The 24,515-nt window shown below is 37.7% G+C and carries 20 protein-coding genes and 1 pseudogene; 4 read left to right on the forward strand and 17 right to left on the reverse strand.

Features of this window, described 5'->3' with window-relative positions; genetic code table 11:
* Positions 1–87 precede the first annotated feature (87 nt).
* Positions 88–1,743 (reverse strand): DAK2 domain-containing protein, encoded by a 1,656-nt coding sequence (locus tag BMZ04_RS00735; RefSeq protein ID WP_093263395.1) that lies wholly within the window; start codon positions 1,741–1,743, stop codon positions 88–90.
* A 16-nt stretch (positions 1,744–1,759) separates the two neighbouring features.
* On the reverse strand, positions 1,760–2,122 hold the full coding sequence (locus BMZ04_RS00740; RefSeq protein WP_093263400.1) for an Asp23/Gls24 family envelope stress response protein: 363 nt from the start codon (positions 2,120–2,122) through the stop codon (positions 1,760–1,762).
* A 570-nt stretch (positions 2,123–2,692) separates the two neighbouring features.
* On the opposite strand from BMZ04_RS00740, the gene rpmB reads away from it, so the two are divergent.
* Complete coding sequence (gene rpmB / locus BMZ04_RS00745) at positions 2,693–2,881, forward strand: 50S ribosomal protein L28 (RefSeq protein WP_093263405.1); 189 nt, start codon at positions 2,693–2,695, stop codon at positions 2,879–2,881.
* A 378-nt stretch (positions 2,882–3,259) separates the two neighbouring features.
* On the opposite strand, the gene BMZ04_RS00750 is transcribed toward rpmB, so the two are convergent.
* The 12 genes from BMZ04_RS00750 to gmk all read right to left on the reverse strand — a co-directional run bounded on the left by BMZ04_RS00750 (position 3,260) and on the right by gmk (position 16,033).
* Positions 3,260–3,916 (reverse strand): thiamine diphosphokinase, encoded by a 657-nt coding sequence (locus BMZ04_RS00750; RefSeq protein WP_093263409.1) that lies wholly within the window; start codon positions 3,914–3,916, stop codon positions 3,260–3,262.
* Complete coding sequence (rpe, locus tag BMZ04_RS00755; protein WP_093263414.1) at positions 3,913–4,581, reverse strand: ribulose-phosphate 3-epimerase; 669 nt, start codon at positions 4,579–4,581, stop codon at positions 3,913–3,915. Before rpe ends, BMZ04_RS00750 begins: the two co-directional genes overlap by 4 nt.
* Positions 4,582–4,583: 2 nt before the next feature.
* Positions 4,584–5,465 carry a ribosome small subunit-dependent GTPase A gene (rsgA, locus tag BMZ04_RS00760; protein ID WP_093263418.1) on the reverse strand — a complete coding sequence of 294 codons (882 nt, stop codon included), beginning with the start codon at positions 5,463–5,465 and terminating at the stop codon, positions 4,584–4,586.
* Positions 5,466–5,477: 12 nt separating this feature from the next.
* Entirely contained in the window at positions 5,478–7,460 is a 1,983-nt protein-coding gene (pknB, locus tag BMZ04_RS00765) for a Stk1 family PASTA domain-containing Ser/Thr kinase (protein WP_093263422.1), read from the reverse strand.
* A 2-nt stretch (positions 7,461–7,462) separates the two neighbouring features.
* The gene (locus tag BMZ04_RS00770) at positions 7,463–8,209 is read right to left on the reverse strand and encodes a Stp1/IreP family PP2C-type Ser/Thr phosphatase (RefSeq protein WP_369802609.1); all 747 of its coding nucleotides are present in this window, start codon (positions 8,207–8,209) and stop codon (positions 7,463–7,465) included.
* A gap of 231 nt (positions 8,210–8,440) precedes the next feature.
* Entirely contained in the window at positions 8,441–9,790 is a 1,350-nt protein-coding gene (gene rsmB / locus BMZ04_RS00775; RefSeq protein ID WP_093263426.1) for a 16S rRNA (cytosine(967)-C(5))-methyltransferase RsmB, read from the reverse strand.
* On the reverse strand, positions 9,787–10,728 hold the full coding sequence (fmt, locus tag BMZ04_RS00780; RefSeq protein ID WP_093263430.1) for a methionyl-tRNA formyltransferase: 942 nt from the start codon (positions 10,726–10,728) through the stop codon (positions 9,787–9,789). Before fmt ends, rsmB begins: the two co-directional genes overlap by 4 nt.
* The gene (def, locus tag BMZ04_RS00785; RefSeq protein ID WP_093263434.1) at positions 10,725–11,213 is read right to left on the reverse strand and encodes a peptide deformylase; all 489 of its coding nucleotides are present in this window, start codon (positions 11,211–11,213) and stop codon (positions 10,725–10,727) included. The genes fmt and def overlap by 4 nt, the downstream gene beginning before the upstream one ends.
* 152 nt (positions 11,214–11,365) lie before the next feature.
* Entirely contained in the window at positions 11,366–13,777 is a 2,412-nt protein-coding gene (priA, locus tag BMZ04_RS00790) for a primosomal protein N' (protein WP_093263439.1), read from the reverse strand.
* The gene (gene coaBC / locus BMZ04_RS00795; protein WP_093263444.1) at positions 13,774–14,982 is read right to left on the reverse strand and encodes a bifunctional phosphopantothenoylcysteine decarboxylase/phosphopantothenate--cysteine ligase CoaBC; all 1,209 of its coding nucleotides are present in this window, start codon (positions 14,980–14,982) and stop codon (positions 13,774–13,776) included. The genes priA and coaBC overlap by 4 nt, the downstream gene beginning before the upstream one ends.
* A 205-nt stretch (positions 14,983–15,187) precedes the next feature.
* On the reverse strand, positions 15,188–15,412 hold the full coding sequence (rpoZ, locus tag BMZ04_RS00800; RefSeq protein ID WP_093263449.1) for a DNA-directed RNA polymerase subunit omega: 225 nt from the start codon (positions 15,410–15,412) through the stop codon (positions 15,188–15,190).
* The gene (gene gmk / locus BMZ04_RS00805) at positions 15,413–16,033 is read right to left on the reverse strand and encodes a guanylate kinase (protein ID WP_093263453.1); all 621 of its coding nucleotides are present in this window, start codon (positions 16,031–16,033) and stop codon (positions 15,413–15,415) included.
* A 168-nt stretch (positions 16,034–16,201) separates the two neighbouring features.
* Here gmk and BMZ04_RS00810 point away from each other — a divergent pair, with 168 nt between their 5' ends.
* Positions 16,202–17,887: an Rqc2 family fibronectin-binding protein gene (locus tag BMZ04_RS00810; RefSeq protein WP_093263457.1), complete on the forward strand. Its 1,686-nt coding sequence runs from the start codon at positions 16,202–16,204 to the stop codon at positions 17,885–17,887.
* A 530-nt stretch (positions 17,888–18,417) separates the two neighbouring features.
* On the opposite strand, the pseudogene BMZ04_RS00815 reads toward BMZ04_RS00810, so the two are convergent.
* Positions 18,418–18,621: pseudogene (locus BMZ04_RS00815) on the reverse strand (tyrosine-type recombinase/integrase); the annotation flags it as partial.
* A 239-nt stretch (positions 18,622–18,860) separates the two neighbouring features.
* Here BMZ04_RS00815 and cyoE point away from each other — a divergent pair.
* Complete coding sequence (gene cyoE / locus BMZ04_RS00820; RefSeq protein ID WP_093263461.1) at positions 18,861–19,757, forward strand: heme o synthase; 897 nt, start codon at positions 18,861–18,863, stop codon at positions 19,755–19,757.
* Positions 19,758–20,556: 799 nt separating this feature from the next.
* Here the strand turns inward: cyoE and BMZ04_RS00825 are convergent.
* Entirely contained in the window at positions 20,557–21,900 is a 1,344-nt protein-coding gene (locus tag BMZ04_RS00825) for a cyclic 2,3-diphosphoglycerate synthase (RefSeq protein WP_093263465.1), read from the reverse strand.
* 389 nt (positions 21,901–22,289) lie between these two features.
* Between BMZ04_RS00825 and BMZ04_RS00830 the strand changes: the two genes are divergently transcribed.
* Positions 22,290–22,484 (forward strand): hypothetical protein, encoded by a 195-nt coding sequence (locus BMZ04_RS00830; protein ID WP_093263468.1) that lies wholly within the window; start codon positions 22,290–22,292, stop codon positions 22,482–22,484.
* A 428-nt stretch (positions 22,485–22,912) separates the two neighbouring features.
* Here BMZ04_RS00830 and BMZ04_RS00835 read toward each other — a convergent pair whose 3' ends face one another.
* Entirely contained in the window at positions 22,913–24,508 is a 1,596-nt protein-coding gene (locus BMZ04_RS00835) for a long-chain-fatty-acid--CoA ligase (protein ID WP_093263472.1), read from the reverse strand.
* Positions 24,509–24,515 lie beyond the last annotated feature (7 nt).

Below are 24,515 nucleotides of genomic sequence, written 5' to 3' on the forward strand. Positions count from 1 at the left end.
TAGGATAAAATTCAAACTAAAGAGATTAAGTATAGATGTTGTGAAGCAATAAAAAACCACGGGACTTGTTTTCCCCGTGGCTTCTAGTTATTCGACAGATAAAATATATGGATATAGTGGTTGTTTACCGTTGTATACTTCCACTTCAATATCTTCAAATTGTTCTTCAATGAATTCAGCAAAAACATTTGCTTCTTCTTCTGAAACATCTTCCCCATAAATAATTGTAACGATTTCTGCATCTTCATCAATCAATGCTTTTGCTAAGCTTGTTGCAGATTCTTCTCTAGAAGGATTAGATAAAATAATTTTTCCTTCTGCAAGTGCCATGAAATCATCTTTTTTTATTTCCACACCGTCAATAGATGTGTCACGAACTGCAAAAGTAACTTGACCTGTTTTGACATGTGCAAACGCGTTTGTCATATTTTTTTGATTTTCTTCAACAGTTGCTTGCGGATTAAATGCAAGGATAGCTGCCATTCCTTGTGGGATTGTTTTTGTCGGTACTACTGCAGCTTCGATTCCTAACACTTCAGCTGCTTGTTCAGCTGCCATAACTATATTTTTGTTATTTGGTAATATTAAAACGCGTTCCGCCCCGATAGCTTCAATCGCTTTCACAATATCTTCTGTAGAAGGGTTCATCGTTTGACCACCTTCGATTACAGCAGATGCACCTAAACTTTTAAGCAGTTCTGATACGCCGCTTCCCATTGCAACTGTTACTACAGCGTATGGGTGAACTTCTGCTTTTTTCGAAGGTACTTCTTTAGAGATATTATCTCCAACGATTTCTGAATGCTGCTCGCGCATATTTTCGATTTTAATTTTTATGAGATCACCATATTGCTGACCATATGTTAATACGTCACCAGGTGTTTCTGAGTGAATATGGATTTTCGCTACTTCTTCATCTGAAATTACTAATAACGAATCTCCAAAAGCACTTAAATCATTTCGAAACTGTGTCTCGTCAAATACTTTTTTACCTTCTTCTAAACGAACCATAAATTCGGTACAGAAACCAAACTCAATATCTGCCGTATCCATAAATCCTTGCACACTTTTATGATGTTCTGCACTTACTAAATCATCCATTGAAGTACTTACTGTTTTTTCAGGAAGCGCTTCCCCTCGTAAGCTAGCTAAAAAGCCTTCGTAGACGAAAACAAGGCCTTGCCCACCACTATCTACTACTCCTACCTCTTTTAGTACTGGTAATAAATCAGGAGTTCTGTTTAACGATTGTTTAGCTTCTTCCACAATTGCTGCCATTAATGTTCGAATGTCGTCCTCTGTTTCACTCACTTCAACAGCTTTTTTCGCTGCGTCTTTTGCCACTGTTAGAATGGTACCTTCGACAGGTTTCATCACTGCTTTGTATGCAGTTTCCACCCCATAATTCAACGCTTGTGCAAATTGTTTGGCATTTAAAGTATCATGACTCTCTACCGATTTTCCAAAACCTCTAAACAACTGCGATAAAATAACACCCGAATTACCACGTGCCCCCATAAGTAGTCCTTTAGAGAGCGCTTGTGCTGTTTTCCCAATATGTTCTCCTGTATGTGCGGCAGTTTCTTTTGCACCCGAAGTCATGGAAAGATTCATATTTGTTCCTGTATCCCCATCTGGGACTGGAAATACGTTAAGCGCGTCTACATAATCTGCGTTTTGAAAAAGATGATGAGCTCCCATCTTGATCATATCCGCAAATTGAATTCCATTAATTAATTTCATTATGTTCTCTCCTTATTCACACGTTTGCCACGCGAACTCCTTGTACATAAACGTTTACGGATTCGACTGACATCCCAAGAGATTTGTTAAGTGTGTATTTCACTTTTGATTGCATTTGATAAGCTATTTCAGAAATTTTCGTCCCGTAACTTACAATAATATACATATCAATATGTAAATTCTCTTTCTCTTGTCTTACTACTACACCTTTTGTGAAGTTTTCTTTTCTTAATATATCTGTTAGTCCGTCTCTTATTTGGTGCTTTGATGCCATACCAACAATACCATAGCACTCAATAGCAGCTCCACCAGCAATTTGAGCAACTGTATCTTGTGATATATCAATTTGTCCGAATTCGTTTTTCAATTCAATTGACATGTTGAAACCTCCCAAGTCTTTTTGACTACCAATAATTGTACTACACCCATTGAAATTATAAAAGAAACGTTTCTTTTCGTCTACAGATTCACTGATTTAACATAATGCGCAACAATACTAAATAGTGACCGCAATGATTTTCGCTACAGGCGGACGCTTTTCGCGGGCTTGGCTTCAGCCTCCTCGTCGCTTCGCTCCTGCGGGGTCTACAGCTCAAGCTAATCCCGCTGGAGTCGCCGCCTGCAGCGAAAATCACGGGTACTGTACTTGCCGGCTAATTAATAGTCACATTGAACCCCTGAAATAAGCACTTTTTCAATAGTGAACACTTTTTGTCTGTATTTAGCTCCAGCTCCTTGCTGCTTGGGGTCAAATAACCTTTCCCAAATGAAGTCAAAGTACGACTTCTATTGGGAAAGAACATTTAAAAGAGGCGCTTCCGCTTTTATATGTGTAAAGGTTTTTTTCTTGATAAGGCTTGCGCATAGTAAAAGTCTGTGGTAAATTATTAAAGTATGTGAAATATCGAACTGAAAAATCTTTCAGCTTCTTTTAAGAGGAGGAAATATAATGCCAAAAGTATGTGCAATCACTGGGCGTAAAGCTCGTTCTGGTAATGCTCGTTCTCACGCTATGAACGCAAACAAACGTACGTGGGGAGCAAACCTTCAAAAGGTCCGTATTCTTGTAGACGGTAAACCTAAACGTGTATGGGTTTCTGCTAGAGCTTTAAAATCAGGAAAAATTGAGCGCGTTTAATCGCACTCGTAAATAATGCCGGGTTGACAATCGTCGATCTGGCATTTTTTCGTTTTTCAAAATTGATAAAAACGTTTAACTCCTCACGCGGAAATTATTAAAAGAAACAATATACTTAGCTAACTAGTTAAATTAGTTTTATTTATTATTGCCTTGTTTTGATAAGTATATGAAAAGAGGACCTTAAATTAGTAACTGGTTCGGTTGTAGGGGAGAAAATTTATCTAAAAAATAAAAAATGACCCCAAATAAAATTGGAGTCATCAAGGTATTATTTCTTTACTTCTTCTCTTTTAAACAAACGAATGCAAACTTTCATCAAACTACTGACGGATTTAGGCAATCTAAATGTGTAGACCTTCACACAATTCCTCCCTTTTAGTCACTGCTTCTTATCATTAAACATATGCCAGCTATAAAAGAGATAGTACTTGTTCGTCCTTTTAGTTCATTACTCGTAAATTTTGCATTCCCCACCGTAATAATCTCATCTGTAACATTATATAGAAATCCTGTCAAAGAAATTTTCTCTACTTTTTCACCGAAAGAAAAAAAGGAAATGTATTTGTAATGTTCATCTTGCTTGATTTCATGGCTTCCCGGCAACAAAAATTGAATTATATTCTGGTTATTTTGAATGTAGAAAAGAATATCCGAATGGTCCATTTGTAAACGACATATATCATGTAAACTCGCTTCGTAATGATCTAATCGACCGCCAGTAACTCCGGTCAATATAATTTCGTCTGGGCTATATGTAAGTGCTTTTTGAAGTGCTATATGGGTATCCGTCTCGTCTTTTTCTACTTCTAGTACTGTAACCTTACTTACTCGTTGTTTTACTAACTGAAATTCTTCGGTTGTCAGCGAGTCGAAATCACCAATAACTTCGGTAGGCGTTATTCCCTTTGCTAATAAATGAAGGGCGCCACGATCAGCGCCGATAAAAACCGTCTCTTCTTCCAAAAGAGGAAGCTGTTCAAAATCAACAACTTCCTCTACTGGACCTCCAGAACATACGATTACCCGTTTCATTTCGCTAGTACGCTCAAACCAGCTTCTTTAATCGCTTGTAAAGCTTTTCCTTTATCAGGTGCGTTATATATAGCAGATCCTGCCACTAAAATAGTTGCTCCCGCTTCGACACAAGGTTTAATCGTTTCTTCATTTATACCGCCATCAATTTCAATCTCAATAGCCAGATTTCTCTCTTTAATAATATCCGCTAATTGCTTCACTTTTGGAACGACCGAATGAATAAATTTTTGCCCACCAAAACCTGGGTTAACAGTCATAAAGAGTACCATATCAATATCTTCAAGCACATGTTGAATAGACTCAATTGGTGTATGTGGATTTAATACTACACCTGGTTTTACACCAAACGACCTGATTAGTTGAATCGTTCGATGTAAATGAGGAGAAGCTTCCACATGAACCGTAATATAATCAGCACCAGCTTTAGCAAATGCCTCAATATATTGATCCGCATTTTCAATCATTAAATGCACATCAAGCGGCAAAGTTGTAAGCGGGCGTAACGCTTCGACGACAATTGGCCCCATCGTAATATTTGGTACGAAATGACCATCCATGACATCAATATGAATCAATTCTGCTCCTGCTTTTTCAACTTCTAATACTTCTTCTCCAAGTTTCGCAAAATTTGCTGCTAAAATGGATGGAGCTATTTTCACCATAATTAGTACCTCGGCTTTCTTTCTAATATTTCATCGAAAAACTGTAAGTAATGCTTGTACCGATATTCCTTGATTTCGCCGGATTCCACGGCATCTTTTACTGCGCATTTTGGTTCCTTTACATGCAGACATTCTCTAAATTTACATGCATCTTGTTTTTCAACAAGCTCTGGAAAACATCTGGACAGTTCTTCTTTTTCCATCAGGTCAAACTCAAATGAGCTAAAACCTGGTGTGTCAGCAAGTAATCCACCGCAAACCTCGATAAGCTCTACGTGCCTTGTCGTATGTTTTCCTCGTCCTAACGCATTAGAAATAACACCTGTTTTTAAATCAAGAGAAGGTAAAATAGTATTTAAAAGTGTAGATTTACCTACACCCGATTGGCCTGCAAGTACTGTCGTTTTATCTTTCAGTAGCGGTGTTATTTTCTCATCAAACGACGGATCATCTTTGTATGTCATCAATACTTGATAACCGATTTGTTCATACTCTCTCACATATGCATCCATCGTTTTCTCCATCTGTTTATCCATTAAATCACTTTTTGTTAAACAAATGATTGGTTCGACATAGAATGATTCAAGCACTACTAAAAAGCGATCCAATAAGATCGTATTGAAATCTGGTTCTTTTATCGAAAATACTAATATCGCTTGGTCAATGTTGGCGATTGGAGGGCGAACTAAGTTATTTTTACGTTCATGAATGACGGTAATTGTACCGTCATTTTCTCCCTCCACCGTATAATCTACTAAATCACCTACTAAAGGGGATTCCCCTCTGTTTCTGAATACCCCTCTAGCACGGCATTGAATAATCTTTCCATCATCATATACATAATAAAATCCACTTAATGCTTTTCTTATCTGACCTTTTGGCATCCGAAACCTCCTTTAAATATCGTCATAAGCAATCGTTTCATCTACGATTACATTTGAATTCACCATAATACGATAGACTGCTTTTTGTCCTTCACTAATTTCTAATTTTAGCTGTCTCTCTGTCGTTTCCGTTAATAAAAATTCCTCTACCGGCTCAGCAAGTGACCTCGTTTTATCTTGGATATAAATACGTACAACTTGTGGTTGCACTTCTATTTCTTCTTGCTGTTCATCCTCAGACTCTTCCTCATTTGGATTTGGTTGTGTATATGGAATTGTAATTGTTTTGGCATAGAATTTAGTTGGCTTTGCTTTAGGTCCGTCTGATATGACTACTTCAATTGTACTGCCTGGTGCTACTCTGGCATTCGGTTTTGGGTCTTGCCTAATGACATTCCCTTTTTGAATGCTTTCGTGGTTTTCTTTACTAGCGATTCTTATTTTGAATCCAGAAGACTTTTCCGTATCCTTTAACGCTTTTTCGTTGTAATTCGTTAAATCATTCACTGTTCTCAAGTCAGAACCTTTACTTATGACAAATTGTAATTCCGTTTCATTTGGAATTATTTCAGTACCTCCGACTGGCGTTTGTTCTAATATCGTTCCAACAGGTTCAGAGTCAAATCTTTCTTCTACATCAATATCAAGCACTTGATTTTGAAGCAATCTTCTCACTTGTTCTATATCATCTCCTACATAATTTCCTATAGCAGATGTTTCTTTACCAGAAGAGACAAAGAGATGGATCTCTGTTTGTTTATCTCTCATTTTTCCTGCTTCAGGGGTTGTCCGAATAACATGGTCTTCTTCCACGTCTTCGGAAAACTCTAATGTTTCTTCCCCAATCGTAAAACCATTCGCTTCTAATTCTTCTATTGCAAGTTGAAGTTCTAGATTAGAAACATCTGGCACTTCAATTTTTTTCGGTTTAAATAATCCAGGAAATACGATAATAACAAGCAGTGCAAGCACTACGATACTCGCTATAATAGCGCCAATTATCTTTCTTTTTTTCCGCTTACTTTTCGGCTTTACTTCTTCTATTACCCCTGTTGCGACAGGAATTTTTTTCGTTTCCGATACTTCTTGAAAAGAAACAGGTTCTTTAATAACGGGTAAAACTTTTGTTGCATCATCATCCACCGCTACAACAAACTTTGCTTCTCCCGCTCTTTCTGGTGATAGAGCAGTTGATAAATCCGCTTCCATTTCTTCTGCGTTACGATATCGATTTTTTTGATCTTTCGCAGTTGCTTTTAAAACGACATTCTCTAAGCTTTGAGGAATAGAAGGGTTAATCGCACGAATAGAAGGCGTTTCCGATTGCAAATGCTTTAATGCAATCGATACGGCAGATTCTCCAGAAAACGGGAGTTGACCAGTAAGTAGCTCAAACAATACAATTCCTAATGCATAAATGTCAGATTGGTTCGTAGCTGTCCCCCCGCGAGCTTGTTCCGGGGATAAATAATGGACCGTCCCTAACACAGAATTTGTTTGTGTAAAAGAAGTTGCACTAAGGGCCATTGCAATTCCAAAGTCTGTTATTTTAATATTTTCTTCTTCATCCAACAAAATATTTTGAGGTTTAACATCCCGATGAATAATATGATTATTATGTGCATTTGCAATAGCGGAAGTAAGCTGTTTCATAATCGTTACTGATTTTCTAGGTGAAACTGGAGCATCCCGTTGTATGTATTGTTTTAAAGTTTCCCCTTTGACAAACTCCATGACGATATAATGTATATCCCCATCTTCCCCTACATCATATATATTCACTATATTTGGGTGTGTAAGGCTTGTTGCAGATAATGCTTCTCTTTGGAAACGACGGTGTAATTCTTCTTCATTCGAAAAATCGTAACGTAAAATTTTGATCGCTACATCACGGTCTAAAATCATATCATGCGCCAAATATACATTGGACATGCCGCCTCCACCTATCATTTCAAGCAACTTGTATCTGCCACTAATTCGTTTACCTATTAACATCCTTACACCTCCTCTTCATTGTTTGATAGTAAGACTAATGAAATATTATCTTCCCCACCAGATTGAATGGCTTCCTCCACTAATTGACTCGCTTTTTCTTGGAGCGTTTTATCGGAATACAGGAGGGATTGTATAAAGTCTTCGCTTAATTTATTACTTAATCCATCCGTACAAAAAAGAAAATAAGAGTTCGAAACAAATTCTACTTCGTAAAAATCAGGTTGAATGGTTTTTTCTGTACCAATTGCTTTCATCAATACATTTTTCTTAGGATGTGTTTTCGCTTGTTCTTCACTAATTTCGCCTGAATCGATTAATACATTTACATAAGAATGATCGCGTGTTATTTGATTCACTTTTTCTCTTGTAATTTGATAAACCCGACTATCACCAACATGGGCGACAATTCCTTTATGCTTGTCAAATAATCCAGCGATTAATGTCGTACCCATTCCTTCACAGCCAGTATTCATCGCTGAATGCCTAGCAATGGATTGGTTAATCGTTTGGAATGTGTAAGTGAGCCAATCTTTTGCTTTTATCACAGCAGGATTATACGTTGTAAAATACTTTTTGAACTCAGATATTGCTAATTCACTTGCTACATCTCCAGCATTATGACCACCCATACCATCTGCAACAACTGCAAGAATTCGATGATCATCGCGGACAAACACATCCACCCGGTCTTCATTTACTGTCCTTTTCAAGCCAACATCAGTTTCGACAACGAACTTCATTTCTTCCATCACCTCTTTTATAATGAAAAGAAAATACAATTTTTCCTTAGGTTCAGTTAAACTATACCGTTGATTTCCGTTGCAGGCGGACGCTTTCCGCGGGCGAGGCCGAGCCTCCTCGGTCGCTACGCTCCCTGTGGGGTCTCGACTGTCTCGCTTTTCCCCGCTGGAGTCGCCACCTGTAACGAAGATCAATTAGAATCAACAGTAATAAATAGCTTAGCTTTTCCTTTGAAAAGCTTACTTCTTCTTGAAAATTGCAACAAAGAATCCATCACTTCTTAAATCCTGTGGGAAAAGTTGGAGCATTCCTTCCTGTTCTTGCTCTTTAATATTTGTAATAACCTCAGGGAAATGTTGAAGTTCCATATCTGGATGAGCTTCTAAAAACAACTTAGCTGTTCCTTCATTTTCTTCCCGGTCTACAGTACAAGTGCTATACACTAAAAGTCCATCGCGTTTTAACAGCGCATAAGCCTCGTCTAATAATTTTAGCTGAATCGGCTTAAGCGTTGCAAAATCTTTTTCGTTTTTAGTGTATTTTATATCCGGCTTACGCTTCATCACGCCTAAACCACTACATGGTGCATCGACTAATATTCGATCAAATGATTCTTTTGGATACGCTTCCGAAGACTTACGACCATCCATTTGCACCGTTTCGATAAAATCGAAGCCAAGTCTTTCGGCATTTTCTTTTACTAGTTTTAACTTATGCTCATGAATATCCATCGCTACTAGTTTACCAGTGTTTCGCATTTTCTCTGCAATATGCGTCGTCTTTCCACCGGGAGCTGAACACATATCTAACACCGTCATACCAGGTTCCGCTTGAAGTGCGTAAGCAGGAATCATAGAGCTTTCATCTTGAATGGTAACAAAACCTTTTTGGAAAGCAGTCGTTTTCGCTGCTTGCCCATTAAACAAATAAATACATTCGGGAATTACTTCACTTTGTGCAACAACATACCCTTCTTGCGTCAATAAATGAAGCACTTGTTCCACTGTTCGCTTAAATAAATTCACACGAAGAGTTGTAACAGGTTGCTCATTATTTTCTTTGAGCATTTTCGCTGTTGTTTCAAATCCGTATTCCGAAACAAATCGTTTCACCATCCAAAGTGGATGGCTAGTCTCAATAGAAAGACGTTCCAATTCATCTTCTATCTCTTCTGTCGAACGGACACCTTCTCTTAAAATGGAACGGAGAATACCATTTACGGCTCCTGAAATTCCTTTATGTCCTCTTCGTTTTGCAATATTCACCGCTTCATTTACCGCAGCATGATCGGGAATACGAGATAAATAATGAATTTGATATAAAGAAAGGCGCAGTAATTGTTTGACCCAATCATCCAACTTCCCTTTGATGAATGGTTCTAAATAATAATCCAACGTCATTTTATATTGCAGTGTTCCATATGTTAATTCGGTTAATAATGCACGATCTTTATCATCGATTTTATATTTTTCAATCGTCTGATGTAATAATAAGTTGCTATAAGCTTGTTGCTTTTCAACCGCCATTAATATATTGAGTGCAGCATCTCGAACATTACCTGTCCAAATTTTCTCTGGTTTTTTTGTCATTCAAATGTATCCCCTATTCGCAATTTCGAACCAACGCCACGCAAATAATCTTCTGCGGACATTTTCTTTTTTCCAGCTGGTTGTAATTCATTTATCCGAATTGCTTCTTCCAAACCTGTTTGCACAACAAAATAATCCGATTCAATTTTCACAACTGTCCCTGGTAATTCTTTTGAGTTTTCTTGAATTGTGTCTGCTCTCCAAATTTTCACCGTTTGATCATCGAGCGTCGTATACGCAACGGGCCATGGGTGAAGCCCACGGATTTGGTTGTGTATGTCTAGCGCAGATTTAGTCCAATCGATTCGTTCTTGCTCGCGTGAAATATTTTTTGCAAACGTTACTAGTGACTCATCTTGCTTTACTCGATTATTTGTTTTCGAAATGATTGACGGTAAAGTTTCTTTCAATAAATCAGAACCAACTTTGCTCAATTTATCGAATAGTAATCCGGTATCATCTGAATGGGAAATCGGGATTTCGCTCTGAGAAATAATATCACCAGCATCTAGCTTTTCTTCCATATACATGATCGTTACGCCCGTTTTATCTTGACCATCGATAATTGCTTGATGAATCGGTGCCCCACCACGATAAGCTGGTAACAGTGATGCGTGCACATTAATGCAACCGAGTTTTGGTGCATCAAGTAGTTCTATTGGTAATAGTTGTCCAAATGCAGCAGTCACGATTAAATCTGGAGCGAGCGCAATTATTTCTTCAAGCTCTGATGATCCTTTTAGCTTTGTTGGCTGGATAACTGGTAGCCCTAATTTAACTGCTTCTTCTTTGACAGGAGGAGCAGTTAACACTTTTTTTCTGCCTACTGGGCGATCTGGCTGTGTAACTACCGCTAGGATGTTATAACCTTCTTCTACAAGCATTCGTAATATTGGTGCTGAAAATGCAGGTGTCCCCATGAAAACTATATTAGTCATGCTTCTTCCTCCTCATTCTCCAATTCTTCTAAATCTACATATCGAATAACTTTAGAAGTAAATAACACTCCGTGTAGGTGATCGATTTCATGCAAAATAGCTCTTGCTTCATAGTCCTCTGCTTCAAGTTCATACAAAGCACCATCCCGATCTTGCGCTTCCACTTTCACATAAAATGGGCGTTCTACTTCCCCAAAAATATCAGGAAAACTTAAACAACCTTCCACTTCTATTTCAGATCCGCCAATTTCAACGACCTCTGGATTAATCATTTCGATTACCTCTTGACCTTCCCCTAGGTCAACAATTGCCACTTGAATGGTTTCTCCAACTTGTGGTGCTGCGATTCCAATTCCATCAGAAGCAATCATTGTGTCATACATATCATCTAATAGTGTCGCTAACTTTTCGTCAAAAACTTCCACTTCGCAACATTTCGTCGTTAAAATTTCATTGGGGTGTGTAATAATTGGTCTAATTGCCATTTCATTTCCTCATTTCAAACTTAATCAATTTCGCCTTGGCGTAATTGCGTCCAAATTTTGAATTGAGCTACTAGCTCAATTAACTCCTTTCAAAATTTGTGACATCCGCCGGAGGCATTAATTTTATTCAGCGTTTTGTTTGCTGAATAAAATTAAATAATAGTGGAAGGGTCTAAATCAATCGTCAAAATAACGCCTTTTTTTATCCAATCCGTTCGGTACAATTTTATTAGTTGCTGTAGTTTTTCGATTAATAATGGTTCTTTTTTGTATTTTATCAAACATTGGTAACGATATCTATTTTGTATTTTACTAATGGCACTTGCAGTAGGACCAACGACCATGGTCGTGGACGATAAATTCGCTCTTAACCAATCTGTCGCAAGCTTTGCATACTCTGATGCGAGCATGACATTTTCATGCGTTACTTGCACTAAAGTTAGAAAGTAGAATGGTGGATATCCATACTGTTTTCGTACAAGCATTTCCGTATGATAAAAAGGTTCATATAATTGAGATTTTGATAATTCGATCGCATAATGCTCCGGTGTATACGTTTGAATATATACTTGTCCTTCTTTATCATGCCTACCAGCTCTCCCGCTTACTTGGGTCATCAATTGAAACGTTTTTTCTGCTGCTCGGAAATCCGCTAAATGTAGCGTCGTATCGGCATTTAATACACCTACTAGCGTAATATTAGGAAAATCTAACCCTTTCGCAATCATTTGCGTACCGAGTAATATATCCGCTTCACCATCACCGAACTGCTTCAAAATACGCTCATGAGCACCTTTTGTTCTTGTTGTATCTACATCCATTCGTAGTACTCTCGCATACGGAAATAACTTTGCTATTTCTTCTTCTACTTTTTGTGTACCAGTGCCGAAAAAGCGGATATGTTCACTAGTACATTCTGGACACTTATTTGGAACAGGCTCCTCATGTCCACAATAATGACATTTAAGTTGTTCTCCTGCGCGGTGATACGTTAAGGAAATATCACATTGTTTACACTCTACTACCGTTCCACAGTCTCGACATAAGACAAAGGAAGAAAACCCTCGTTTATTTAAAAATAATACGATTTGTTCTTTTTTCTCTAACTTGTCTCGGACTGCGTCTGCAAGATCGACACTGAACATCGAGCGGTTACCATTTTTCAACTCCGCCCGCATATCTACAACATTGACAGTAGGAAGCGCTTGTTCTTTCGCACGCATTTTTAATGTCAATAAAGAATAAACCCCTTTAGATGCTCGTGCGTAAGATTCAAGAGAAGGTGTAGCACTTCCTAAAATAACGGGGCATTGATGAAATTCACTTCGCCAAATCGCTACATCTCTTGCATGGTATCTAGGATTGTCGTCTTGTTTATAAGTCGACTCATGTTCCTCATCTAAAATGATGATACCTAGATCTTTGAATGGAGCAAATATGGCAGATCTAGCACCAACAACAACTTTTACTTCTCCGCGCCATATTTTTCGCCATTCATCGTATTTTTCACCAATAGACAAACCACTATGCATAACCGCAACCTGGTCACCAAAACGTAGCTTAAAACGGCGTGTCATTTGGGGCGTCAATGAAATTTCAGGTACAAGCATAATCGCTTGTTTTCCTTTTAGAATGGAATTTTCGATTGCATTTAAATAGATTTCTGTTTTTCCACTACCTGTAATCCCATGTAGAAGAAATGTCGTATTTTCAGCATGTTCCTGTGCATGATTTATCTTTGTAAGTGCATGGCTCTGTTCTTCTGTAAGCTCAAATCGTTTATCTATATCTTGATAGTCTAATGAAGTAATTTCACGGTAAATTTCTTCTGTTTCTTTTTCTAAAATACCTTTTTCAAATAACGCCTTTACTGTGCTATTCGTTGCATTTGCTAGTTCAATCATTTGTTTCATTGTAAAGGTGGTTTGTTCTTGCCTTAATAGCCAGTCGATCAATTCTTTTTGCTTTATTGCTTGTTTTGTTAAACTGTTTAACTGTTCTACGATAAATTCTCTATTTGCGGTTACTTTGTACTTTACAATAGTTTTTGCCTTAGCATGCTGTTTAATAACCGTTTCTAGTTGAACAGCTCCTGTTTCTAAGTACTTTTTCATCGCACGTAGTAAACCAGCTTTTTCAATAACTTCATAACTAACAATATCTTTTTTGCCAAATATCGCTAAAAAATCTTCTTCCAATACAGAAGGGTCCACTAATTTAATATTTTTCTTATAAGAAGCACGCAAGGCCGCTGGAAGCATTACTTGCAAAGCATCGATTTCATAGCATAGTGTTTTATTTGTCAGCCATTTGGATAACTGTAAAAGCTCTTCTGTTATAACAGGTTCCACATCAATAATAGAGTGAACCGCTTTTAACTTCGATATATCCAAATCCGTTTGTTCTTTTATATTCGTTATAAAACCTTGCACTTTTCGAGGACCAAAAGGAACATGCACACGGCTTCCTCGTTCAACTATGGGCTCTAATTCTTCGGGTACAATATAGTCAAACGGACGATCAATTGGATAAGCAGCTACATCGACTATTACTTCTACGATCATTTTGACTCAGCTGTTTCTAATTTCATAATCGTTTGAAGTAATTGAGTAGCAAGTTCTTTTTTTGGCAAATGGGCAAAATGTATTTCCACGTCATTTTTCCCAATTAACGTAACCGAATTCGTGTCCGTTCCAAATCCTGAACCTGCTTCTGTGACATCATTTGCTACAATATAATCCGCATTTTTCTTTTCCAATTTCCCTTTTGCATAATGAGTGACGTCATTCGTTTCTGCAGCAAACCCTATTAATAATTGGGTTGTTTTTCGTTGACCAAGTGCTGCTAGAATATCCGTTGTTCGCTCTAAAACAATCGTCGATTCTCCCGGTTGCTTTTTCATCTTACGGGTATGTACTTCTTTTGGCTTATAATCAGCTACTGCTGCAGTTTTTATAACGATAGAAGCTGTATCAAAATGCTCCAAAACGGCTTCATACATTTCTTTCGCACTTTCTATCGAAATAAGCGTGACATTAGACGGTGGATTTATACTGACAGGACCTGAAATAAGAATTGTTTCTGCACCTAAACTAGCCGCTGCTTCTGCCATTGCATAGCCCATTTTCCCACTAGAAAAGTTCGTCAAAAAGCGAACAGGGTCAATTCTTTCTCTCGTAGGACCAGCTGTTACAACAACCTTCTGCCCTTTAAGAGGCAAACTTTTTAGTGAAAAGTAGTCTTCCACAAGCTGAACAATTTTTTCTGGCTCTTCCAGACGACCTTTTCCAACATAACCACATGCTAAAAAACCTTCAGAAGGCTCTACGAATGAATATCCGTCTTTTGAAAGTTGATCTATATTTCGTATAACCGCTGCATTTTCATACATATGTACATTCATTGCTGGTGCAATCCAAACCTTTGCAGTAGTTGCAAGTAATGTTGTAGTCACCATATCATCCGCTATTCCATTGGCAAGCTTACCGATAACATTCGCTGTTGCAGGAGCCACAATGACTAGATCCGCCCAATCTGCTAAAGTAATATGCGCAATCACACTAGAATCTTTTTCATCAAATGTATCGAAGTACACATCATTTCTAGACATCACTTGAAAAGTTAGTGGTTGTACAAATTCCATCGCGGATTTCGTCATAATTACTTTTACATTGGCACCAGCTTGCGTAAGCTTACTTACAAGTGCAACCGCTTTATAAACAGCAATCCCACCAGTGACACAAATGACTATATTTTTAGAAGTTAACATCTTAATTTCTCCCCTCTAAATAACAACCTCCCAAAGATTAATTCTTTGGGAGGTTGTTGACTAAATCAAATTCGCCTTGGCGTATTTGAGCCCAGATTTTGCATCCGGCTTGCCCGGATGAACACCTTTACAAAATCTGTGGCATCCGCCGGAGGCTTAACTTTATGCAGCAGTTGTTTCTCCAAACTATCGCATAAAGTTACTATTACACTTCGTCTTCGTAAATTACATTTTCATTAGATGACTCAATTGCCAGTTCGCCTGCTGCAACTTCCTCTAACGCTTTCCCAACTTGCTTAGCAGATACGTATGAAGTTAAACGTTCGCCGCCTTCTTCTTGTAACTGTCGCGCTCTTTTAGAAGCTACACTTACTAGTGAGTATTTGGAATCGATTTTATTTTTTAATTGGTCTACTGATGGATATAACATTTAAAATTCCCCTTCCAACATTGCTAAATATCTTTTTTCAACACGTTCACGTCTACAGTGCTCTGCAGCAACGATGGCATTTATTTTCGCACAAGCTTTTGCGACTTCATCATTTTCTACTACATAATCATACAGATGCATCATTTCAAGTTCTTGTCTCGCAGCTTGGATTCTTGAATTGATCACATCTTCCGTTTCCGTACCTCTTCCTATTAAACGTTGCTCTAGCTCAGATAAACTAGGCGGCGCTAGGAATATAAATAGAGCTTCTGGTGCTTTTTCACGCACTAATGCTGCTCCCTGTACTTCAATTTCTAAAAATACATCGCGACCAGAATCGAGTGTTTCATTTACATAATCGATTGGAGTACCATAGTAATTACCTACATAAGAGGCATATTCTAATAATTTTCCTTGTCCGATTAACTGTTCAAACTCTTCTTTCTGTTTAAAGAAATAATCCACTCCGTCTACTTCTCCTTCTCTAGGAAGTCTCGTAGTCATTGAAATGGAATACTCATAATTTGTGCCAGGCTCGGAAAACAGTTCTTTTCTCACTGTCCCTTTACCAACTCCAGATGGACCTGATAAAACGATTAATATACCTTTTTCTCTTCGCATAACGTCTCCTTCAAATACATGCTTACTCCGTTTCGTTGTTGCATTATATACTTAACTGATTATAACACAAGTTTCCTTTAAAATGATATCATATTAGAAAAGCGTTATTGCCTAAAGTGTGTGGCAATTGGCTAGTTCGACGATAATGTTTTGAAAGAGGATACTATTATGGCTTTTGACGGTTTATTTACTATATCAATGACAACAGAACTGCAACATTTAGTTTCAGGACGTATTTCTAAAATACATCAACCGAATGCGCAAGAAATTTTAATGCACATCCGAGCACAAGGGCAAAACTATAAATTATTATTTTCCGTACACCCTTCTTATTCTCGTGTACAAATTACGAATGAAACAATTGATAACCCAGCGCAACCTCCACTATTTTGTATGGTGCTACGCAAACATTTAGAAGGTGGCATCATTTCATCTGTTAAACAGCATGAAACAGACAGAATTATCATTTTCCAAATTCAAAGTAAAAATGAAATTGGAGACGACATAACGCGAGAAATTCATATGGAGATTATGGGTCGTCATAGTAACTTACTATTAATAGATCCAACTCGCAATTTAATTTTGGAAAGTATTAAGCATTTATCTCCTTCCATGAATAGTTACCGGACGATTTTACCTGGGCAACCTTATATTGCACCACCTGCCCAAAATAAGCACCATCCTTTAGAATATTCCGAGGCACTGGTAAATGTGATTCAATCGGTTAATGAATCGAAAGAAATCGTAGAACAAATTTCTGGATTCTCTCCTTTACACGCAAAAGAATTACTACATCGATTCCAAAATGGAGCGAATCGTGTCGAAATTTATAAAACGTACATGGAAGAATTTAAACAAGGTGGAGCTTCAATACAAATTGTCGAATCCGGTGGAAAAACGTATTATTCACCGAATGAACTAACGCATCTAGCTGGCGACAAATTTAGCGAAGAAACGCTAGGAAAATTACTAGACCGAGTATATTTCGCCAAAGCAGAACGAGATCGTGTAAAACAACAAGCAGGAGATTTAGAAAGATGGCTTCAAAACGAATTAAATAAATTGAAGCTAAAAATGAAAAAACTCCAAAAAGACTTCGAACAAGCCGAGAAATTAGACACCTTCCAATTGTACGGAGAGCTATTGATGGCAAATGCGTACGCAATGGAAAAAGGATTAAAAGAAGTCGAGCTAGTGAACTACTATGACGAAAATGAAAAAACAGTCATCATCCCATTAGACAACAGAAAAACACCTACACAAAATGCACAAAGCTATTACAATCGATACACAAAAGCGAAAACAGCATTACTTAAAATTGAACAACAATTCGAAATAACAAAAGATGATATTGCCTACTTCGAATTACTATTACAACAAGTCATGCAAGCATCTCCAACCGACATCGAAGAAATTCGAGAAGAACTAATGGAGCAAGGCTTACTAAAAGCAAGAGCTTCGAAAAAGAAGAAAAAACCAACAAAGCCAACACCTGAAAAATTCATTGCCTCAGATGGCACCGAAATCTCTGTTGGAAAAAACAACAAACAAAATGATTTCGTGACATTCAAACTAGCAAAGAAATCAGACACATGGCTTCATACTAAGGATATCCCTGGATCCCATGTTGTTATACATTCGGATAATCCATCTGAAGTAGCTTTGCTTGAAGCCGCGAATCTTGCAGCATATTTTAGTAAAGCTCGGGAATCGGCTTCTGTACCGGTGGATTATACGGTGATTAAGCAGGTGAAGAAACCAAGTGGGGCTAAACCGGGGTTTGTTATTTATTTTGAGCAGACTACGTTGTTTGTTACTCCGGATGAAGAGAAGATTAGACAGATGAAGAAATAGAAGTTTCTTAGTGATGAGGTTGTTTCCGGTTTGCTTTTGATTGCACATCTTCTACACCTTTACTGAGAATATGATAAAAACGGTTGGAAGTTGACTTCGTCACTTCCAGCCGATATTTTTCATTGCGATAATCCTGTAGCAAATGTGCATTAGCCGCACTCATACTCCACAAGGCACATAGTGATTTAGTTCTTTTGGGGAATAAAAAAAGATAAAATTCTGTTCTTAAAGAAAGCAGTCGAAGATGCAATTTCGGCTGCTGTTTTGCTTCTTTATATTATATTCACTTACTATTATCAGTTCTCGAGTGAAGTTAATAGATTATGAAAAATTTCACATCAGTTTCACCTCGACAAGGTGGGGGTCGCTGGTTCGAGACCAGTCGGGACCATTAGACAGTTAATGCCGTTAATCCTTGATATAATAAGGTTTAGCGGTTTTTTCAATTTCTAAATTTTGAAGCGGTTAAGATGCATTGGGCTAAATGGCTACGGATTTGGCGACCTGTTGGCGACAGTATACATTATTTGTCATCCAAAAAGGGTCTTATTCAACTTCCCTGCCGCTTCTTTTTGCATACTAGGTAATAACATGCGAATAGACGTCTAATGTCATGCTTACTCTACTATGACCTACCGTTCCGCAACAATCTTTGGATTTATCCCCTCTATCAACAGTGAAGTAGCATGTGTATGTCTTAAATCATGAAACCTAATGGTAGGTACATTCGCTTTTTGAATATAAATATTTTCATATTCATCTAAAATAAATAATTTCAGAAGTAATTGATTGTCATGGAACACAATTGTTTCACTATATTTCTCTGAAATTTTTGTTGCTGCTTCCCTTGAATTTATTCCGATTAAATATATCTGTTCAAAAGTGATTGTGAAAAGAAGATAATAAGATGGAATTTTGCTAATCGATTAGGTTATATTAGTTCATGTGGGTAAATAAGGAGCTATAAATTACAATGAAAAAGCAATCACAAAAAACGTTATGGGCTCAAGTAGTTAAAACTGGAATTATCAAGTCAAATCTGATTCCAATGGTCGCAGGATTAATGCTGGCTTTATATACATATCAATACAGTTTTGCAGATAATATTTGGAATACAGTTTTTGCAATTTTAGGATCAGCAGCAGTTATTGCAGCGGCTGGTTCGTTCAATAACATTTACGACCGCGATATCGATGCCATTATGGCTCGTACAAAGATTCGCCCGACTGTTACAGGGGATATATCTATTAAGAAAGTTTTAATAGTCGCCATTTTACTATTAGTGATCGGATTAATTTTATTATATTTAGCCTCTCCGTTAGCCTCTTTACTTGGGTTTTTAGGGGTATTTTTCTATGTAGTTCCTTATACAATGTGGACTAAACGCTATACCATTTGGAATACGGAAGTTGGAAGTATTTCAGGAGCAATTCCTCCTTTAATCGGTTGGGCTGCAGTCGGTCCAGATATTTGGCATCCAACGTGTTGGGCGTTATTTTTAATAATGGTAATATGGCAAATGCCTCACTTTTACGCTATTGCTATTCGTAAGAAAGAAGATTATGCTGTGGCAAAAATTCCTATGCTTCCCGTTGTCAAGGGGAGAAAACGTACGTATATCCAAACAAATTTCTATTTAATTTTGTTGGTGTTCTCTAGCTTTTTATTTTTACCACTAAGCTTAGGTCTAACTTTAGTTTCACTTGTTTTAGGCTTATTTTGGTTGGGGTTAAGCTTATTCGGCTCACGCAAAATGGATATGAAAGACTGGGCAAATAAAATGTTTAAATTCTCATTGGTGTACATGATTGTTATTTACTTTACGGTAATTATCTATGCTACAATTGGCCTGATTTTACACATATTTTAATAATAGACTTATCACCATATTTAAGGGGATTTCATACTACATTCTTTCTATTGTTATTTGGCATACCAATTAAAACATTACAGGAACTATTGAAGGATAGTACTGATAAGAAAAAATTAAATAAACAGGAATAGATTCTTTTTCCTTGAAAAAACAAAGAAACGGTTTCCTAATTGATTTCTAAGAAAGAATTCGATCAGGAGACCGCTTTGTTTATTGAGTCATATAGAAATGGAAAGAGTATTAAAAAGGTTTATAACAATATTTAGCATGTAACATTAGGGAATCGAATGGATAGAAAGACAAAAAAATGAACCTACTTTCAAGTAAGTTCATTACATAGGCTATTTATCTTAATCCTTCCAAACACTATCCATAGTAAAGCTTCCCTGTGTTAGACACAACTTGGAAACGATTCTGATAATTTCGATATCTCACATGAATAGAACAAACACCAAAATGGTTGATCCTGTTACCATCAAAGGGCTCCGTGGTCATAATCCACATTTACAGCTACCTTTCCACTGAAAAATTAAACCCAGCATAATGTATGCTCTCTGTTTGAGGCACTATTTCAGGGGGTAGGCACGGCTATTATACTAGTCGCTATTGAATTAAATGAACTTGGTACTACCCTTTTCCGAATTAGAAAGCATTTTAAAAAGACTAGCAACTAATCTGTCGCTAGTCTTTTTAAATTGTTTGAGTGGGACCGGATGCTTACCGGCAGTAAAAGCCCGATTCGTTCAATTACCAATTAGCGAAGGATGAAGCCCCCCCCACTACTTGAAGTTTCACTTTATCGCACAAGCTTATGTTCTTGGATAAATTCTTTTAATATATCGCTTAAATTCGTTCCGCCAATTTCATTTAAATCATAGTGTACACGTATAGACGGTTTATTAATCGAAATGATGCGAGTTAAATCGATTGGTGTCCCAATAATCACTGCATCACAGTCAGCGTTATTAATCGTTTCTTCCAGATCTTTCAACTGCTGTTCGCCATATCCCATCGCTGGAAGAACGTTCCCAATATGTTGGTATTGGTTTAATGTTTCGGCTAGTTTACCTACTGCAAATGGACGTGGGTCAATGATTTCCTTCGCACCCAAACGTTCCGCTGCAACTGTACCTGCGCCAAGTTTCATCTCTCCATGTGTCAACGTCGGACCATCTTCAACGACTAACACGCGCTTTCCTACAACACTCTCCGGCTGATCGACAGTAATCGTTGATTCAGCTTTAATAATCGTGCTATTTGGACTTACAAGTTTGATATTATTTTCTACGATTTGAACAGCTTCCTCTGACGCGCTATCTACTTTGTTAATGATGGCCACGTCAGTTGTTCTTAAACATACTTCACCCGGATAATATTTAAGCTCATGACCTGGGCGATGTGGGTCTAATACAGTAACAGCTAAATCAGGTTGGAAGAAAGAAAAATCATTATTTCCCCCGTCCCATAAAATAACGTCACAGCCGTCTGGGTCATTTTCAGCCGCTGCCAAAATATCTGCATAATCAACCCCAGCATATACAATGTTACCTCGTGCCACATGTGGTTCATATTCTTCCATCTCTTCGATCGTACAATTATGTTTCTTTAAATCTTCCACTGTTGCAAAACGCTGAACACGCTGTGCGTTTAAATCGCCATAAGGCATTGGATGTCTCACTGCAATGACTTTTAAATCATGCTCCAGTAGCGTCTCAATAATTTTTCTCGAAGTTTGGCTTTTTCCTGTTCCAGTTCGTACAGCGCAGACAGAAATGACAGGCTTATTACTTTTTAACATTGTGCTCTTTGGACCTAACAATGTAAAGTTCGCACCGGCTGCATTCACGATTGCACTTACGCCCATCAGATCCTCATAACCAATGTCACTATATGCAAAAACACATTCATCCACTTGCAACTCTTTAATCAACTCTGGTAGTTGATCTTGTGAATATATATGAATCCCTTCCGGGTATAGTTCACCTGCTAATTCACTTGGATATTTACGTCCATCGATATCTGGAATTTGTGTTGCTGTAAAAGCAACAACTTTATATGCTTCATTATTACGATAATACGTATTAAAGTTGTGAAAATCTCTTCCTGCTGCACCTATAATAATAATATTTTTTCTTTTCATGGCACTCTCTCCTCTAAATACATTAAATTATTATAATTATAACTACTAATGAATATTTATACAACAAGATTTTGGTAAGTGCTAAAAATAGTATTATCAATGCTAAATTTCTCTTAATACGGTTTCATAAGTAGTAAAGCTTCCCTGTGGTTAGACACAACTCAGGGAGCATACACTATAGCCAATTGTAATCTCTCGAATGCGTTTTTCGAAAAATTATGATTGTAATTAATTCTCATTTTGTATTCACATAATATTTCAGTCATACATATCTACCTTCCTCTCGAATTATTAGTCGACGTAAGAGAAAGGAAACCTTCTACAAACATAAAACTATAAGTATATTTTGGACAGTCATTTCATACATTTTACCAAGTGAGGTGTGATTATTGAACGAAAACGACAGATATGCAATAGAACTGACTAAAGCATTTATTCAAAATTCAAATGTGAAACCAAGTTATAGCTATGCTACAAATCGTTTATATTTTAACTTTGAAGGTGAAGATAGATCAGAATCAAAAGACTTCAATGATTTATACGAGCTTTTTATTAAAGAACTTCATAATATAAACCCTATTTAAGACTTCTTTATGAAGTCTTTTCTTTTTTTCATTGAATCGTTAACGACGTAGTTTATATCCCTACTATCAACCCATAAGAAAAAGCATCCAAATGGATGCCCTATTCTTTAGTGAAGCTTCCCTGTGTTAGACACAATTCAAAACAATTCAGAATAGTGTCCGAGTTGACTCTAACACTGGGACTTATTCAATATAACTAACCCATCCGAGTTATAGCACAGATAGGTTAGATCCTATTAAATAGCTAATCCTCTCTAGGGAACCGCCTATTATATTTGACCGTTTGATGCCCAACTTTCCTTGGAACCGGAAAAAGTGTTTGAAGACGATGGCACGAAGTTTTTACCATTGAAAAAAAGTATCCAGATGCGCCTTTTTTATTTATGATTGAAGCGATGTAATTGAATATCATTGCTCCACTTACCTTTTTAGTTGACCATTTTTTCCTTACTCTTCCAAAACTCATTTCGCAAATGCGCCTTTTGTATTTTGCCTGAACCTGTTTTAGGAAGTTCTTCTACAAAACTGACAGACGTCGGGGCTTTATAGCGGGCGAGCCGTTCTCTTGCAAAAGCAATAATCTCCTCTTCCGTTACCGTTTCACTATCGCGGACAACCACAACGGCATGCGGGGTCTCTCCCCATTTTTCGTGAGGGATGGAGATCACGGCCGCTTCCACTACCGCCGGATGTTCGTACAGGGTATTTTCCACCTCAATGGACGAAATATTTTCTCCGCCGCTGATAATAACATCTTTTTTCCTGTCGACAATTTCGATATTTCCATCACTGTCGACGACTCCCATATCTCCGGTATGAAACCAGCCATTCCTGATGACTTCTTTTGTCGCCTTTTCATTTTTCCAGTAGCCTTCCATCACACCGTTGCTCCGGATAACAAGTTCTCCGATTTCCTGACCGTTAGGCGCCACTTCTTCACCATTTTCATTGACCACTTTCACTTCGGTTAAACTCATTTGATAGCCGGCCTTTGATTTCATCCGGTATTGTACTTCTTTAGGCTCATCCAAATGTTGGGCGCGGATAATGGATGTTAGAGTCAGCGGGGACGTTTCTGTCATTCCATAAATCTGAATGAATTCCCAGCCCATTTCATCCTCCACTTTTGTTATAAACGTAATAGGTGGTGCGGAACCTCCAATGACAATCCTTACATTTTGACTTTTACTAATTTCCAGATTATTTTCATCGTAATATTGGAGTAGTGAATTCAGTACGGTAGGGGCCATGTGCATAATCGTCACGCCATGCTTTTGCAGCTTCTCAAAAATGATATTGGGACGGGTTTTTCTTAACATGACCTGAGTAGCACCGTTGCTTGTGTAATAAAATATCGAGCCCCAACCATTGACGTGAAACATTGGCAAAACATGAAGCAGCACGTCCTGATCACTTACACGTAAATGATGCATCACTTGAAGGGCTTGAATGTAATTGTTTCGGTGAGTGAGCATAACGCCTTTCGGGTCTCCTGTCGTGCCGCTTGTGTAAAGCAGGCTGGCGATATCTCTTTCGTCCATTTCTGCACGGTCAAACGGCTTTGCTGGAAATTGTGCCAGCCACTTATCGTAGTTAAGATCGTTTTCTTCAAGTTTGATGTTGCCTCCGCCGTGGACAATGATCTGTTCAACATGTAACAGATCTCTGACCGGGCCGATAAGTTCGTATAATTCCCAGTCCACAAATAACACTTTAGTTTCACTATGGTTTAAAATAAACAAATAATCATTCGGTTTTAACCGAATATTTAGTGGGACGGTAACGGCTCCCAATTGAAATGCTCCGTAGAAACCTTCTAACATTTCCAACGTATTCGGTGCCAAGATAGCAACCCGGTCACCTTTTTCGACCCCCAGTTCTTTCAACCCGTGGGAAAGCCTGTTTACTCTTTCATTCAGTTCGAAATAAGTGACAACCTTGTCGTCATCAATGACTGCCGTCTTATCGCCATATAGCTTAACAGCTCGATCTAAAAAATCTGTTAATAATAACGGTACGTACACGTTAACC

The sequence above is a fragment of the Psychrobacillus sp. OK032 genome (genome assembly GCF_900111345.1).
In the GTDB taxonomy this organism is placed as follows: domain Bacteria; phylum Bacillota; class Bacilli; order Bacillales_A; family Planococcaceae; genus Psychrobacillus.